The following is a 16,494-nucleotide window of genomic DNA, read 5'->3' as shown; positions in this document are numbered from 1 at the left end:
TCAGCAATGAGCGCCTTATCGGCGTCGGGATCACCATGCGCCTTCTTCGCATCAACAGGCTTCGGCACCGCCGCCTTAGCCTCCGCCAACGCCTGCCCCGCATTCACCATATGGCTACCGACCGCGCTGGCATAATGCCCTAATCGAGTCACTTCCAACGCGAAGTCATGTGTCCACTCGCGAAAAACCTCAGCCGCTTCCCCACGCCACTCCACACGCGAAGCGTGCCCCCTGAGATACCTACCAACCTCCATAATCTTCGGCCCTGCATCACTCAGCGCATTCCCCGCCCCAGCTAACTTCGCGGGATCAGCACCAGCCAACATCGCATGCAAACCTTCGAGAGTCTGCCCATCGAACTCCCCGCTCCCCATCCCCATCTCCTTTCTGATTACCGCGGCGAAGCCACCCACAACGGCAGCCTCTCCAATCCTTACTACCCATATTCACTGACTACAGAGCCGACTGCGACCTACGGGCTCGCGCGAAAAAGAATGCCGTTGCGGCGACTGCCGCAATGCCTCCACCACCCAGCAGAACCCACAAGAACCCAGAATCCCCGCCACCATCTCCATCAGACGCAGTCCCCTTCACCGCACGCCGAACACCCTCCGGGTGAGCCCCGCCCTCAACGCTCCTACTCGGCGGCACGGACTGAGCTGACGACGAGCCACTCCCAGAACCTGCCTCCCTTTCGCCCTCCTGCGGCAACAACGGATTGACATCGGGATCGCCCGGATCACCCTTCCCGTCGATCAGCACCTGTCCGGGCCGAATAATCCCGTACCCGATATACGGACTAGGCACCTTCCCCTTCGGCTTACTCGCCGTCTGCATCATCACGCGAAGGACCTGGTTACCCGTCCAGGTCGGATGTTTGGACCAAATCAGAGCTGCCGAGGCGGAGGCAAGTGCTGTGGAGGCGCTGGTGCCAGAGTTTTGGCACATCTCCTGAACATTCACACACCTGCTAGGAATATCCACGCCAGGAGCAGCGAATTTCACCTGCGGCCCGTAAGTGGAGAAGCGAGCCACCTTGCCCGACTGGTCAACTGCCCCGACTCCTACGACTCCGGGGAAGGCGGAGGGGTACTTAGGAGCATTACCCTTATCGCCATCATTTCCTGTCGCTGCAAAAATCACCAAGCCCTTCTTGGTAGCATATTCGACAGCGTCTTCTATCTGCTGCTTGTGCCGGTCAAGCGTTCCCGTTGCAGTCTGCGACAAGTTGATAATGCGTGCTCCGTGATCTGCGGCGTATCGAATAGCCGAGCCCCAGTTCTCACCGCCACCAAATGCTATGGCCCTGTACCTTGTTTGCAGCGACATGATCTTCACGCCCGGGGCCAACCCCTGTACACCACCCGAACTTCCTGACCCAGCAATCAAAGACGCCATCGACGTACCATGACTATTGCCATCTCCACCATCCGAAGGCGGAGATTCCACGAAGCTCTTCCGAGTCGTCACTCTCCCCCGTAGCTCAGGAACCGGGTCCACTCCCGAGTCGATCACAGCAACGGTCACACCTTTGCCCGTACTCACAGGCCACAACTCTTCTGCACTCATTGCATCGAGATGCCACTGACGACCGCGTGAATCGTCAGCAGCCACCGACTGAGACCCCAACCCCACACAGATTCCCAGGGCAGAAGCCAGCACCGTGTGCCGCCAACGGCCCAACCGAAAGGACATCACACGCATTCTCCAAAAGTCAGCAGCGAGTAGGCTATTCGACTACCGGCGGAACCGTATCCCGCCCCAAAGGCCAATCGCTTCTATTGCCCCGCTCATTATCATCGCGGTCGGATTGCCGGGGTATGTGCCCTGATCCCTGGGTAGAATTCGCCCCTCGAATCAGTCCACTCCCACCTGGTGTAAAACAACTCCCGCCCGCCAGTTCTCCCCGCCGCGCAGCCGTCCCACCCGGTTCGAAAGCCAACCCCGGCCCCCGCCGGCCACGAGCGGCCCCTCGCTCTCCACGCATGCCGCCCGCAGGTGCACCACCACCAGTGCCCGAGAACGGCGCCCGAACCTGACTTCCTCGCCCCTCTTCGCCAGCAACCGCACCTCGCGGCGAGGGGCCCGCGGCTACAGCCGGGGGACCTGGCGAATACGGGCCGGCTTGACCGTAAGCGCGACGGCCCGTTGCACCGTTCTCTCCCCCGGGAGAAGTACCTCCAGGCACGTTTCCTTTCCCCATGGGCGCGCGTTCTTCTCCGACGACAGATCCACGCGATGGTCGAGAACTTGAAGGTGAGTCGCCGATGTCACGAGGTCGACCACCTGAGATTCCCGGCGACCGAGGTAATGATGGGGCCGACGCGGGGAGAATTGGCCGTATCATCGTCTCCAATTCATCGGAAGGCACACGCGGCGTGTGGGCATGCTCGTCTGCGCTGAATTTCGGAATCTGGATCTTCGGAGCAGGGGTCACACGAGATGGAAGCACAGACACCGATTGCTCGACACTGTCTGTTGGCGCGGCCTGAGGGGGCATGAACGACTGCAAACCGCGGTCTTCCGAGTGCGGCGACTTTGCCATTCCATCAAGGCCCAATCCCACATGCCCGTCCGGCATCACTTCAGGACTCACGCCAAAGGATGCCGGGCCCGCAGCCCGTTGATTCGCGCCCTCCACCAGAGCAGCCTGAGGAAAAACCGCCCCCAACCCCGAGGGTGCCTGACCTCCACTATTCGAAGCGCTGCCAGGATGTGCATCAGGAGTGTATGCCGGGTTGTCGATGGGAAATGGCTTGAACTCCGGCTCCCGCTCCGCCCCCATATCCTCCCGGGCCGCCCGATAGTAGGAAGAAAGCCGCTCCATCTGATGAATGGCCTGCTGAAGCCTCGTCGTACCGTCAGCAATGAGCGCCTTATCGACGTCGGGATCCCCGTGCGCCTTCTCCGCATCGACGGGCTTCGGCACCGCGGCCTTCGCTTCCGTCAACGCCTGGCCCGCGTTCACCATGTGCCCACCCACAGCACTGGCGAAATGGCCCAACCGTGATACCTCTAACGCAAAATCATGCACCCACTCGCGAAAAGCGTCGGCACCCTCTCCACGCCATTCGACTCGGCCTGCCTGGCCCCTGAGGTACCTCCCGACCTCCATGATCTTCGGACCCGCATCACTCAGCGCATTCCCCGCCCCAGCCAACTTGGCCGGATCGGAACCCTGCAACATCGCATGCAAACCTTCGAGGGTCTGCCCCTCGAACTCCCCGTTGCTCACGCCTCCTCGTCTCCTACCTGAAGTCCGAGCCGGAGCCACCGGTGCCGCCGGTCGGCACGTCCGTGGGGCTCGACCCGGGCTCGACGGCCTGGTCCTGCTTCGTCGTCGAGTGGTCGGTACGCGCGCGGGCCTGGATCTCCTTCAGCCGGGCCGCCTGTCGCGCGTCGATGCTGTCGTAGCCGCGGTCCGCGATCTGCACGGCGATGCCCAGCGCTTCCAGTTGCTCGCCCAGCGTCTGGGAGAACTTCTCCAACCGGCTGTGCACCTTGTCGTACATGCTCGCGAGGTCGTCCGCCGCGCTGAAACCCGTTCCGTAGGCCGCGCGCGTGATCGACTGTTCGCTGATCTTGCCCTTCGCTGCCGGCGACGCCTCCAGGTCGCGGAGGATCTCATCGATCCTGCCCTTGAAGTGGCTCAACGTCTCGGCCTCGCGGGCGAGGTCCGGCCCGCCCTGCCTGCCGCCTAAGTGACGGCCGCCGTCCTGCTGGTTCTCACTCATCTCTCTCCGCCTCCCCGTACGGCGTAGATGACTTCGCGTATCACTCTAGCCACTCCGAGCGACACTCCGTGCCGCAATTGGTGACCGCGCCACCGATTACTGGCCGCCGGGGGCGGCGGCACTGGATGCGGTATTCGTGAACACCTCCTCCTAATTTTCCCCAAACGCCCCTATCTCCCCTAAAGGGCAACTCGGGTGGGGCAAACTTCATAGAACGTGGATCTTCCACCCATCGGCGGCGGGAATGGCCGCCCTGCGCGCGCAAGGCCGCGGCGCTACGGCGGCACCGGCGTGAAACAGCACGGAGGGGGTGGACGTCGTTTGACGCCCACCCCCTCCGCCAGAGTCGAGAAGCCCCGGGCTCCTCAGCCCGCTCAGGGGCCGAAGGCCACGATCAGCTTCTCTCCCGACTCGTCACCGGTCAGCCGTTCCGAGGCGATGTAGAAGCGCCCCTTGTCGTCATAGACGCGGCGGCTGCGGTAGAAGCTCTTTTCCGCTTCCCGGGTGGCTGCGGGGAGTTGCAGTTCCACCTTCTTCGGAGCGCCTCCGTTCGGGGAAATGCTGACGACCGCGCCCGCCTTGTCGTAGGTCGCCTCCTGGTAGGCGATGAGGTTCTTGCCGTCCATCCGCAACGGGGACATCATGCGGCCGTCGACCTTCGACTCCCACTTCTTCTTTCCCGTGTTCAGGTCGAAGGCGTGGATCTCCGTGGTGAGCCCGGAGGTGCCGCCCCGCTGGAACGTGGTGGGCATGTAGAACGTGTCGTCCGAGGCGACGACGCCCTGGCAACCACCCATATTGGAACCGAAGAGGCCCAGTCCACAGTCCGGTTGGTACGTCTGCTTTCCGGGGTCGAGGACGGAGCGCTCCTTTCCGCCCTCCTTGATGGCGAGCACGCCGCCGGACTTCCGCTTGTCATCGGCGAGGTGAACGACCACCGGGCTGGTGGAGTAGATCCTGGAGACCTCGTACCCCTTCCGCACCGGATACGTCCACTTGACCTTTCCGGTGGCCGGGTCCAACTTCTGTAGCTTGGCCGTACCGTCATTGCACGAGTACGTGCGCAGCAACGCCTTGCCGCCCGCCCAACCCTTGACGGAACAGGCGGCGGTCAGGGCAGGGGCGGGGATTTCGTTGCCGTTCTTCACGGTGACCATGGCGGCGCCGCCGAACCAGGAAAGCCCCACCGCGTCACCGCTCTGCGCAATGCCCAGGCTGGTGTGGCCCCCGCCGAACATGCCGCCCTCGGGAGCCGGCTTGTCCCACCCCTTCTTTCCGGCCTTCAGGTCGATCAGGGCGAGTTGGCTGCACTCGTCCTTCTTGCGACCCTCATAGGCAATGACGACCTTGCCGTCGTCATTGGCGTTGGCCGGGGCCGCGCACACCGCCTTGGGCAGGGGAATGTTCCACTTCTCGGCGCCGCTGTTGTCGTACGCGATGACCTTCGTCTCGACGACCTTGACCACGTAGTCGTCCATGACCCAGAACCCGGGAACATTGACGCCGCTGCGCGGAACCTTCGGGGCCGGCGCCTGGAAGAGGACCTTCGCCTCACCGTCCTGGCGGATCTCGTTGGGGTCGAGTTCCTCCTGCGTCGGCGTGGGCGTCTCCTCCGGGGTCTTCGGCTCCTCCGTCTTCTCCGGCTTCTGGGGCTCCGTGCTGCCCTTGGTCTGCGGCTCCTTGTCACCGTCCCCGCTGCCCACGATGGCCCAGACGCCGCCACCCGCCGCGAGCACGACCGCCGCCGTCGCGCCGACGATGATCGCCGTGCGCTTGCTCCGTCGGCCGCCGGGACCGCCGCTGGGGGCCCCGGGCGCGCCGGGGCCGCCCGTGCCCGGCGCACCGTAGTGCGGCTGGCCCGCGGGCGGGTACCCGTACTGCGGCTGCTGGGCGTAGGGGTTCGCCGGTGCCGGCTGCTGCGCGTATCCGCCGGTCCCGCCCCACGGCGGCGGCGTCGGTGCGACGGGCGGGACCGGGGGCGGCGTCGGCGGGCCGGGCGGCACGGGCGGCGGAACGTGGGGCTGCTGCGGTGCGCCAAAGCCGCCCTGTGACGGTTCTTGCGGCGCTCCGAAGCCGCCGGGTGGCTGGTTTGGGGGCTGTGGCGGCTGCGACATGGGCGCCTACCTCTTTACGCGGGCTCGCCAACCGATCGGCCTCCCCCCGCAATTCGGCAGATGTGCATCCCGAAAAGGAGCGAATCGGTCACGCAGCCCGCCATGCAATGACTAACGAGCGGGAGTTCTTTCTACCATTTACGTGCTGGGATTCCCGCGGTGAGGCAGAAGAGCGAAGATCATTTCCGATTACGGTTCGATGCCGCGCAGTTGCGCGCTTCCTCTTCACCACTCCCTCTCATGGCCACCACGTCGTCACGTACGGATGCGGCCCCACCGCACGGGGCACGGGGCACGGGGCACGGGGCACGGGGCACGGGGCACGGGGCACGGAGCGGGGCGGCCTCGCGCGCGAGGCGCGGAGTTGCGGGCGTACAGATAGCCCGCCCCGTGCCCCGTACGCCCTGTCGGCACTGGCTGGCGAACCGGCGCCGTGTCCGCGCGCGTGGGCGCGCGAGGCGTGCTGGACGGCGAAGTGCCGCCGGGCCTGGCATCGGCACGTACGGTCCCGCTCGCTCGGGAGTGCACGCACGGAGCGCCGCACGGGGCGGTGGGCCGCCGGGTAGGCGGCACCGGCGTCAGCTATCGGGGGCGGTTCGGCGACGGCGGTCTCGGAGGACGGTAGCCGTGCCGATGATGACGGCGACCACCACGGCGGTGGCGCCCAGCGCGTACGTGGCCAGCCGTTCGCGTCGCTCCTGCGCCGTCTCGCCGAGGGTGAGCTGCGCTGGTTCCGGGGCGCTCAGCCGGCTCGGGGCTCGGTCGGGGGTGGGGCGTGAGATCGGCCTGGCGTTGCCACTGAGGGCTCGCACAGGGTCTACGACGCCCCAACCGACGTTGTCGTCGCGGCCGTTGATGGAACGGTTCGCGGTCTGTTCGATCCAGGCGACGACCTCGTTTTCCCTCCAGCTCGGGTACTTGGCGCGCAGTAGGGCGACGACGCCTGCCACGTACGGGGCGGAGAAACTGGTGCCGTTGTCGACGCACTGACCGTTTCCGGGCACCGTGGAGACGATGTCGACGCCGGGGGCCGCCACGCCGACGAAGCGGCCCCGTTGGGAGAACGGGGCCCGTTCGTTGTTGCGGTCGGACGAGGCAACGGCCAATACGCCTGGATAGGCCGCCGGGTAGGTTTCCTTCACCTTGTTGTCCAGGCCGTCATTGCCGGCCGATGCCACCACCACGATGTCGTGTTGCCGGGCCCTTTCCACGGCTGCCGCCAATTCGGAATGCGGCGAGAGCGGCTTGGCCGTGTCCTGCGAAATATTGATCACGTCAACGTCCTCGGCAATGGCGTGATCGATCGCCACCACCATCGTCTTCGTCGTGCCCGTGCCCGTCTCGTCGTTCTGCCGGATGGGGACGATGGTCGCCTCGGGGGCGAGGCCGACGAAGCCCGTGCCGCGCCTCGGACGGGCGGCGATGATGCCGGCCACCTTCGTGCCGTGGCCGGCGGCATCGGCCGTCGGGTCGTTGTGCTTGCCCTTGGTCATCAGGTCGAGCCCGCTCTTCTCAGCCACGGCCGGTGCCAACTGTGGGTTGGCGTCGTCCACCCCGGTGTCGATGACCGCGACCTTGACGCCCCTGCCCTTGGTCTCCTGCCAGAGTTCGTCGAGAACAACACGTTGCAGGGCCCACGGGCGGGCGGCGAACTGCTTCTTCATCGGGTACGTGCACTCGCCACCGCCGTCCAGCGCCAAGCGGATGTCACGCGTAGGCGGGCCGGCGACGTTCGCCCCGACCGCCGCTCGTGCCTGCCCGTCGTGCGCCGGTGTTTCCGTGGCTGGGGTCGCCCCGCCAGCCGACGCCGCCCCCAGCCCCGTCAGCAGCACGGCTACCGAAAACGCCCCCGCTCGCGTTGCCTGATGCGTGGTCCACATCGTCCTCTGTCCGCCCCTCTCCGGTGTCTTCACGCCTCCGCCACCAACGCCCCAAGCCCACGCCACGCTCGCCTGGTTGGGCGACGGACCCGCCCTCTCCGCCCCCCTGCACACGGAGCTCCGTGCTCCGTGCTCCGTGCTCCGTGCTCCGTGCTCCGTGCTCCGTGCTCCGTGCTCCGTGCTCCGTCCAAAGCGTTACGCCCCGTACGCGACGGCCGCGCTCCGTACTCCCTAACCTCGCGCGCGAGGCCGCGCCGCCCGCTCCGTGCCCCGTGCCCCGTGCCCCGTGCCCCGTGCCCCGTGCCCCGTGCCCCGTGCCCCGTGCCCCGTGCCCCCGGGGATGGTGCGCTGTCCCGCGGTCACGCTCCTTGTGGCTGGCGGGCCGCGGTGGTGTCCAGGCGTGGGCCCTTCGCCAGGAAGGACGACCACTCGATGGGTACGCGTACCGGCTTGACGTCCTGGTAGCCGAGGCGGATACGGGCCTGGTCGACCTCGCGCTGGCCCTCCTCGCCCGGCTTCTTCGGCTTGCCGTCGGTGCCGATGGCGCTCTCCTCGGAGCTGCTGTCGTTGTTCGTCTGCACCGCGTACCGCAGCCCCGTGTCAGTGACCAGGAAGAGCGAGCCGGAGGCGGCCTGGCGTCCACGTGCCTCCCGGTAGAGGAGCCCGGTGCCCGGTGTGACGTAGGTGGTGCTGCCGCCTTCCGCGATCGTGGCGGGGAAGCCCGTGCCCGCCCAGATGCTCAGCTTCGTGGCCCCGTCGCCCTTCACCTCGCGCAGGACGTTGCACACCGTGTCGCGGGCGGATTCGCCGCCGAGTGAGTTGACCTGTACCGACTTCGCCTGTGGCCAGGAGCGGTCGCCGTAGAAGGCGGCTTCGGGGCCTTCCGGCGAGAACGCCTGGGCGTCGACCTCCTTCGCCTTCCCCGCCTGGTTGAGAAGGTCGGTTTCGGGCGCGCTCAGCAGGAGTTCGGCGGTGAAGTCCGAAACGGGGAGCACCTTGCCGGCGAGTACGACGTAATGCTGAGGGCCGGTTCCGGTCTGTGCCCTGAGCACCGTGCCCACTCGGCCCTCGGCCTCGCTCAGGCCCTCGATACCGGCGTCCGCGGCGACCGTGCCGGGAAGGTGCGGGAAGGTGATCGGCGTGCCGTCGCGCAGCGTCCGCAGCCAGTCGTCGGTGACGCTCTGCGGATGCGCGGAGCGGTTGCCGACCAGGGTACGGAGCAACAGCTTGTCGTACGGGGCGCTGTAGTCGGATGAGCGCTGGCGCCAGTCGTCCCCGCCGATGAGGTACTTGGTGCCCGTGGCGTCGACCAGGTAGCGGGCCCCGTTCTGGGCCCGTACGTAGAGCACCTGGCCGTCGTGGAGCCGCTGTTCCCCCTCCACCTTCGCCGCCTCGCGGTCGGCGAGGACGAAGGTGGCCTTCTGCACCGTGCTGCCGCGCCCGCCGGGCTGTTCGCACACCGCCCAGCGCTTGGCCTTCGCCACCTCGTCCGCGCCGGGCAGCCGGTCGGGGGCGTACGGGATGCCGATGGTGGGCCCGTGCGGGATCTTGCCGCTGTCCAGCACCTTCTCGTCCACCTTGATGACCTTGCCCTTGCTGGGGTTCAGCAGCAGCCGGGCGGAGGAGAGGTTGAGGACGGGGTGGAGTTGGGCCTTGCCGTTGGTCTCCAGGATCACGTAGCGGGTGGTGGAGTCGCTGCCGATGATGACGTTGGCCTTCGGTTCGTCCCAGCCCTTCGGGGCCTTGGGTTTGAACATCCCCCACGCTCCGAAGCCGGCGAGGATCAGGGCCCCGACGATGGCCCCGGGCAGCACGGCACGGAGCGGGCGGGGCGCGCCCTCCTCGGTGCCGGCGGGCGTTGGCTGAAGGAACGCGGCGACCACGCGTTTCTTGGCGAAGGTGTACGCGTTGAGCTCATCCCGCCGTGATGCCATGACTTGGCTCCTCCCCCGTGCTGGAACGACGCTGGTCGCGCGGCCGGGCCCGGTCCGCGGACCGCCGCTGTCAGACCGGCCCCCTACTATGCCGGTACGCGTTCGGTGCGTGACGCTCGGGTCACTCCACGCAAGGTTGGGGGGGCTCGGCTTGGGCGGTGGGGAGCCACAGGCTACGGTCGGTGCGCACACGACAGCGGGGAGTACGAAGCGTGGGGGCGGCGGCCGAGTGCGGACTTCGGCGGCGCGACGTGAGGGGGCGGACGATATGACTCGCATGGCCCGGGTGGGCTTATCCGTGCACCGTGAGCACGGCCCGTACGCGCGGGGTGCCCGCGGGGCGGAGGGGCGGCCTGGGGCGGCGCCCACCGGTTCGGTGTCGAATCGGGCCTGCTGCCACGCCGCCGAGCGAGGCGGACACGACGCCTCCCCGCGCGCGGAGTTGGGCCGACAGCGGGGTGGCGTGCGATGACGGGGGCGGCGCTCACCGGTGGGGCATCTCGGGTCGGAGGCGCCCCCGTGGGGGGACACGGACCGGGCGCGGGTGGCCGGCCGCGCGCAGGGACGACGGCGGCGCCGCGGAGGGCCGCCAGATCCGGTGGCTTTGGCGCCTTCCCGGTGCGCCAGCTCGTGCTCATCGAAGTGGCCGCCGCCGTGTTGGTGGTCGCCTGGGTCGTCGATCGGCTGCTACTCGCTCCGGCTGCGGGCGTGGCGGCGCTGTTGGTGCTGGTCGCGCTGGTGCGCCGGCGCCGGCGTTCGCTGCCGGAGTGGTTGGGGACCGTCCTCGCGCTGCGGCGGCGCCTGCGACGTGCCGCCGACACGCGCGTGCCCGCGGGTACCGACCCCGGGTTGGCCCCGGTCCTTGAGTGCGAACCGGCCCTGCGCACGTACTCCTTCGCCGGCCGTTCACGGCGTGACGTCGGCATGATCGGCGACGGCACGTTCCTGACCGCCGTGCTGCGGGTCGAGGCTGCGGACCACGGGCCGCGCCCGCTCGGTGGCGAGCGTTCACTGCCCCTGGCCCTGGTCGGCGCGGGGCTGGAGGTGGACGACATACGGCTGGAGTCCGCCCAGGTGGTGCAGCACACGCAGCCCGCCCCAGCGCCACATCTGCCGCAGCAGTCGGCGGCGGCTCGGAACTACGGCCCGTTGCTGGCCCCGTTGGGCGCGCCCGCGCTGCGCATGACGTGGGTGGCGCTGAAGCTCGACCCGGAACTCTGCCCGGAGGCGGTGGCGGCCAGGGGCGGCGGTGTGGCCGGCGCCCAGCGCTGTCTGCTGCGCGCCGCCGACCAACTGGCCAGCCGGCTGACGGGGGCCGGCTTCCGGGCGACCGTGCTCTCCGAGGCGGAGCTGGTCGCGGCCGTGGCCACCGCTGCCTGTGCCAATCCGATCGCCGCCGGGGCCGGCGGTGGGACGGGCGGGCCCGCCCGGCGCACCGTGGAGACCTCGCGCACGTGGCGTTGTGATGACCGCCGGCACACCACGTACTGGGTGGGCCGCTGGCCCCAGTTGGGGGCGAGCGCAACGCCGTTGCCCCGTCTGGTGACACGACTGACGGCCGTGCCGGTGCTGGCGACGACGTTCAGCCTGACGCTCGCCCGCGACGGGGGCCGGGATGTGGCTCTGAGCGGCCACGTGCGGATCACGGGGCGCAGCGACGACGAACTGGTCGGCGCCCGACGGATGTTGGAACGTACGGCGCGGGAGGCCGAGGCCGGTCTCGTACGACTCGACCGTGAACAGGTGCCCGGTGTCCTGGCCACCTTGCCGCTTGGGGGGACCCGCTGATGAGTACGTCGCCGTTGGGCCCCGCGGGCGCCCCGCAGGGGTTCTCCGGCCACCCGGCGGGAGCGGCCGGGTCAGGTGCCGGCGCCCCCAACACCACGCGCATGAACGGCACTTCGGACGGCGCACCGACACCGCCCGCTACGCGCGCGTCAGGCGCGGGGGGCGCTCCGGGCAGAACCGGTGGCCGGGGCGTGGTGGGGCGCGGCCGGGGTGCCCACCGGCAGGGGGCGCCGACGTCGCCGGCTCCCGATGCGGCGGACGGCTCGCCGGGCGACGGGGCGACGGCGGGGCCACAGCGCGGGGCGCGGGCCGTGTTCGGCTTCGGGCTGATCGGCCCGCGGCGGGGCCGGCACACGGTGCGCAGCGCGGAGTTGGCCGCGCTGTCGCTGCCGATCGGCGATGACGGTGTGGTGATCGGGGCCGACCAACAGCAGCGTCCCGTCACGCTCGGCCTCAGCCGGCCGGCCCCGTACGACGTCGTTCTCATCGGCGGCCTGTGGACCGCGCAGGTCCTCGCGCTGCGCGCGGCGGGGGCTGGCCTGCGGGTGGCCGCGGAGACCGGGCGCGCGCCGGCCTGGGCACCACTGGTGCAGGCGGCTGGCGGCGGCCATCCCTGCATGGTGACGCACGAGGTGGGTCGGGTGGCTCCGCAGGGTCCGTCGGTCCGCGGCCCGGTGCTGGTGGTGCGCGACTGCGGCATGCGTCCGCCGCGCGGCCGGGTGGCGTCGGCTCCCTGGCAGTCGGTCCTGACGCTGCTGCCGTACGTCAGCCAGGTCGCACCGCGCCTCCTGGAGCATGCCGATCTGGTGGGTATTCAACGGGTTTCGCCTGATGAGGCGGCCACGGTGGGACGGGTGTTGGCGCTGCCCGGTGCGGACGTGGAGGCGCTGTCCTCGCTGCCCGACGACGTAACCCTGTGGTGTACGCGAGGTTTACGGCAGTACGTCTCGATACGGGCCACCGATATCGAGACGGCCCTACTGGGTGCCCCGCGCCGCGTGGACTGACGCGCGCGGGGACAGACAGGACAGCGTGCGGGCCCGGCCAACGCGCCGGTGCGCAAGGGCGGCTCGTCGCAGTGTGCCCCCGCTTTCGCCGGGAAGACGGAGGTCAGGGGGCGGGCCTGACGTTGTTGCGGGCATGGTGATTAGTCTTGGTGTGGAGTGCGGAGAACCCGATCGTGGTGGCTCCGCGTCACCATGGGGGAAGCCGAGCGACCGCACGACGGGAACGGTCGGGAACGGTCGGCCCGCCGGATGAGCACATGAGCGCTCGACCACACCAGCAGGAGGCATTGTGAGCAGCGAGCGGGACGAGATCCGCACGGGCGGAACCAACCCGGGCGACGATCAGTCCGACGCGGATACCGAGCACACGGGCGAATTCACGATCGACTACACCCCGCCCGCCTGGTACACGCAGAACGCTGCGTCATCCTCACCCTCGTCCTCTTCGTCACCTTCCTCCGCCTTCGCCTCGTCCACCCCGCCGCCGCCCGCGCCGACGGGTTCGGCGTCCTCCGCACCGTGGCCCGCCGTCCCGCCGGCGCCCGCGACGCCGCCGGCGGGCAGTGGGTACGACGGCGCGGCGGGTGCAGCCGTGACACCTCCCCCGCCGACCGGCAGCCCCGTCGCGGTGCCCGGGCTGCCCGCGCCGGACGCCTACCAGTCCTCGTGGGCGCCGCCCGCGGTGGCCCCCACACACGACGCGTCCGCACCGTCGGCGAACCCGGCCGGCTCGCCGGCGGGGGGCGGAGATGTGAACTCCGGTTCTGATTCCGCTTCGCATGCCGGTACGGCGCGCTCCGATGCGGGCGGCGGCGCACCGGCCAGCACTCCGGACGGCGCACCTGGCAGGGCGGCGGACGGTTCCGCAGCGAAGAAGCCAGAAGGCTCGGACGGGGCGCCAGCGAGCGGCTCAGGTACGGCTGCGGAGGACCCCGGTTCGGATGGCCCCGACGCCGGCGCACCTCCACGCGGAGCTGACCCTGTTGGCGCCGCAGGCGACTCCCCGTACGGGCCTTCCGCTTCTGGTTCCGTAACGGCTCGCTCTGCGGACTCGGCCAGTGGTATCGGCGCGGTGGGCGACGCAGCCGTACCGGGGTCCGACGACGCCGCTCCAGCGGACGACGTGGCGCGGCCTGCTGCTGGTGGGCCCGCTGGTTCGGATGCCGCGCAGTCGGCCACCGCCGCGGCCGGCGCCGGAGACGGCGAAGGGGCCGTACGGAGCCCCTCCACGGTGCGGTTCTCCACCGCGTCGCTGCATCAGGACATGGCGGAGCTGGCCGCGCGGGACGGTGCCGACCAGCCGGGTAGCGGCCCGGCCGGAGTGCCGGGCAGTGGAGCCGAACCCGCGGCGGCGTCCAGCGCACCGGCGACCGCCACCGCGGAGGACGGGACGCCGGCCTCGGGGGCCGCCGGTGCCCCGGCCGCCGCCCAGCAGGGCGCTGCGCCGGCCGCGCCACCGTACGCGTCGGCCGACCAGCCCGCAGCCGCGTGGCCACCGCCGGCGGCGCCGCAGGCCGGTCTGCCTCCGCTGCCGCCCAGCTTCGAACTCGCCGCGCCGGCGCCCGCGGCTCCTGGCCCCGTGCCTGGAGCGCCGGACGCCACTGCTGCCCCGTCGCCCGCTGCTCCGCCCTGGGGCGCGCAGCAGACCGGAGCGGCACAGCCGGCGTACGGGGCCACGGCGCAGGGGGCGAACGCGCCGGACGGGGCGAACCCAGGAGCGCCGGCGCCCAACAACGCGCCCGCGGCCGAACAGGGCGAGGCATGGGCCCTGCCCGCGCCGCAGGCGCCGGCCCAGCAGGGCCCCGCGGCTACTCCGGGACTTCAGCACCAGACGCCCCAGCCCGGCGTGCAGCACGGCAGTTACGGCTATCCGCAGCAGGGGGCGTCCGGCACGGCGGCCCCGGCGCCCGGCGCCGCCCCGGACGGGGCGCAGCCCGGTGCCGGACCGACGGCGGGCGCGCACCAGGCGCCGGCCCAGGACGCCGGTACGGCCGGCCAGCCCGGTAGCTACGGGTTCCCGCAGCCCGGCGGCACGCCCGCAGCCGCGCCCAACGTCGCGCCCGCGGCGCACCAGCAGCCGGCGGCAGCGGCCCCGCAAGGAGCGCCAGCGGGCTACGGCTACCCCTTGCCGGCCCCGGGCGTGACGGCCGGCGCGAGCGGGGCTGAACCACCGCAGTCGACTCCGGGCAGCCCGCAGCCTCCCGCGGCCGGCCAGCCGGGGCCGACGGGGCAGCCGGCCGACGGGTACGGGTTCCCCCAGCCGAGTGCGGCCGGCGCGGCGGCGCCCGGGGTTCCGGGCACGAATCCCCAGGGCGGCTACGGTTTTCCGCAGGCAGGTGCGCCGCAGGCCGCCCCCCAAGGCCAGCAGGACGCGGCCTGGCACCCCGGTCAGCAACCGCAGTACGGCACACCCGGCTCGCACCCGGCCCAGGGCGCCGTACCGGGGCAGGGCGGCGTACCGGAGCAAGGGGCCGTACCCGCACAGGGAGCCGCCGGCGCGCAGCCGCAGGGCGCCGCACCCGTAGACCCGCGCTCCGGGGAGTGGCCCACGGCGCACGCCGATCCGCGCGCGCGGGCGGGGCACGGGGCCGGCGCACCGCTGGGTTACACCGCCGCGGTCGAGCTCTCCTCCGACCGGCTGTTGCGCACCAAGCAGAAGCCGAAGAAGCAGGGCGGCGCGGCTTCGCGGTTCAAGCTGGGCGGCAAGAAGGAAGAGGCCGAGCGGCAGCGGAAGTTGGAGCTGATCCGTACGCCCGTGCTGTCCTGCTACCGGATCGCGGTGATCAGCCTCAAGGGCGGCGTGGGCAAGACCACGACGACCACGGCGCTCGGGGCGACGCTCGCCACGGAGCGGCAGGACAAGGTCATCGCCATCGACGCCAACCCGGATGCCGGAACGCTCGGCCGCCGGGTCCGGCGCGAGACCGGTGCGACCATCCGCGACCTGGTCACAGCGATCCCGTACCTCAACAGCTACATGGACATCAGGCGGTTCACCTCGCAGGCGCCTTCCGGCCTGGAGATCCTCGCCAACGACGTGGACCCGGCCGTCTCGACGACCTTCAACGACGAGGACTACCGGCGCGTCATCGACGTGCTCGGCAAGCAGTACCCGATCATCCTCACCGACTCCGGCACCGGCCTGCTCTACAGCGCCATGCGCGGCGTGCTCGACCTCGCGCACCAGCTCATCATCATCTCCACGCCGTCGGTGGACGGGGCGAGCAGCGCGAGCACCACGCTGGACTGGCTCTCGGCGCACGGTTACGCCGATCTCGTCTCGCGCAGCATCACCGTCATCTCCGGGGTCCGCGAGACCGGAAAGATGATCAAGGTCGAGGACATCGTGTCGCACTTCGAGACGCGCTGCCGCGGCGTGGTCGTGGTGCCCTTCGACGAACACCTGGCAGCGGGCGCCGAGGTCGACCTCACGATGATGCGGCCCAAGACCCGCGAGGCGTACTTCCACCTGTCCGCGCTGGTCGCCGAGGACTTCGCCCGCGCCCAGCAGGAACAGGGCCTGTGGACGACGGACGGCAGCGCCGCCCAGCCGCCGCACCTGGCGCCCCCCATGCCGGGCCACCAGGGCGCGGGATACCCGGGCCAGCAACAGGCACCGGCGCAGCCCCAGGCGCCGGGATACCCGCACCCCGCTGCTCCGTACGACGCCGCCGGGCAGCAACCGGGCCAGGGGCAGGGAGCGGTGCCACCGGCGTACCAGGGCCATGCGCCGCAGCCGGGGCAGGGCTGGCAGCAGCCGGCTCCCCAACAGGGCCAGCCGGGGGCGTACGGGGCACAGCCGGGCCACCCGCAGGCGGCGGTCGATCCGCAACAGGCCGCAACGCCACAGGCACCACCGGCCCCACAGGGTTACGGCTATCCGCAGGGCGGCCAGCCCGGTCCGTACCAGCAGGCCAACCAGGAACAGCAGCAGAACGCGCAACAGGCCGGGTGGCCGCAGCCTCCCGTGCCGCCACAGCAGTAACCCGACCGACGATCGAAGGGGCGGGGTTCGCTCCGTGGGTTATGCCACGGAG

8 protein-coding genes and 1 pseudogene are annotated in these 16,494 nt (G+C 70.4%); 4 read left to right on the top strand and 5 right to left on the bottom strand.

Annotation, left to right across the window (positions count from 1 at the left end):
• Positions 1-453: 453 nt before the first annotated feature.
• The 5 genes from ACMA1D_RS31380 to eccB form a co-directional block, all read right to left on the bottom strand.
• Positions 454-1,569 (bottom strand): S8 family serine peptidase, encoded by a 1,116-nt coding sequence (locus ACMA1D_RS31380; RefSeq protein WP_414727376.1) that lies wholly within the window; start codon positions 1,567-1,569, stop codon positions 454-456.
• A gap of 1,679 nt (positions 1,570-3,248) precedes the next feature.
• Positions 3,249-3,734 carry a hypothetical protein gene (locus tag ACMA1D_RS31375; RefSeq protein WP_414727375.1) on the bottom strand — a complete coding sequence of 162 codons (486 nt, stop codon included), beginning with the start codon at positions 3,732-3,734 and terminating at the stop codon, positions 3,249-3,251.
• A gap of 374 nt (positions 3,735-4,108) precedes the next feature.
• Complete coding sequence (locus ACMA1D_RS31370; protein ID WP_414727374.1) at positions 4,109-5,737, bottom strand: PQQ-binding-like beta-propeller repeat protein; 1,629 nt, start codon at positions 5,735-5,737, stop codon at positions 4,109-4,111.
• Between the two features lie 689 nt (positions 5,738-6,426).
• A complete protein-coding gene (gene mycP, locus ACMA1D_RS31365) occupies positions 6,427-7,728 on the bottom strand; it encodes a type VII secretion-associated serine protease mycosin (protein ID WP_414727387.1) in 1,302 nt (433 codons plus the stop codon).
• Positions 7,729-8,087: 359 nt separating this feature from the next.
• Positions 8,088-9,662 carry a type VII secretion protein EccB gene (gene eccB, locus ACMA1D_RS31360; RefSeq protein WP_414727373.1) on the bottom strand — a complete coding sequence of 525 codons (1,575 nt, stop codon included), beginning with the start codon at positions 9,660-9,662 and terminating at the stop codon, positions 8,088-8,090.
• Positions 9,663-10,130: 468 nt separating this feature from the next.
• On the opposite strand from eccB, the gene eccE reads away from it, so the two are divergent.
• The 4 genes and pseudogenes from eccE to ACMA1D_RS31340 all read left to right on the top strand — a co-directional run bounded on the left by eccE (position 10,131) and on the right by ACMA1D_RS31340 (position 16,442).
• Positions 10,131-11,450 (top strand): type VII secretion protein EccE, encoded by a 1,320-nt coding sequence (gene eccE, locus ACMA1D_RS31355; RefSeq protein WP_414727372.1) that lies wholly within the window; start codon positions 10,131-10,133, stop codon positions 11,448-11,450.
• A gap of 311 nt (positions 11,451-11,761) precedes the next feature.
• Positions 11,762-12,457, top strand: a complete 696-nt coding sequence (locus ACMA1D_RS31350; protein ID WP_414727371.1) for a hypothetical protein — start codon at positions 11,762-11,764, stop codon at positions 12,455-12,457.
• A gap of 289 nt (positions 12,458-12,746) precedes the next feature.
• Positions 12,747-12,869: pseudogene (locus ACMA1D_RS31345) on the top strand (SCO5717 family growth-regulating ATPase); the annotation flags it as partial.
• A 660-nt stretch (positions 12,870-13,529) separates the two neighbouring features.
• Complete coding sequence (locus ACMA1D_RS31340; protein ID WP_414727386.1) at positions 13,530-16,442, top strand: AAA family ATPase; 2,913 nt, start codon at positions 13,530-13,532, stop codon at positions 16,440-16,442.
• Positions 16,443-16,494: the final 52 nt, after the last annotated feature.

Origin of the sequence: Streptomyces sp. 796.1 (assembly GCF_047525675.1) — a bacterium.
GTDB lineage: Bacteria > Actinomycetota > Actinomycetes > Streptomycetales > Streptomycetaceae > Streptomyces.
The sequence above is the reverse complement of the archived record's forward strand: the minus strand, read 5'-3'. Positions and strand labels throughout refer to the sequence as shown.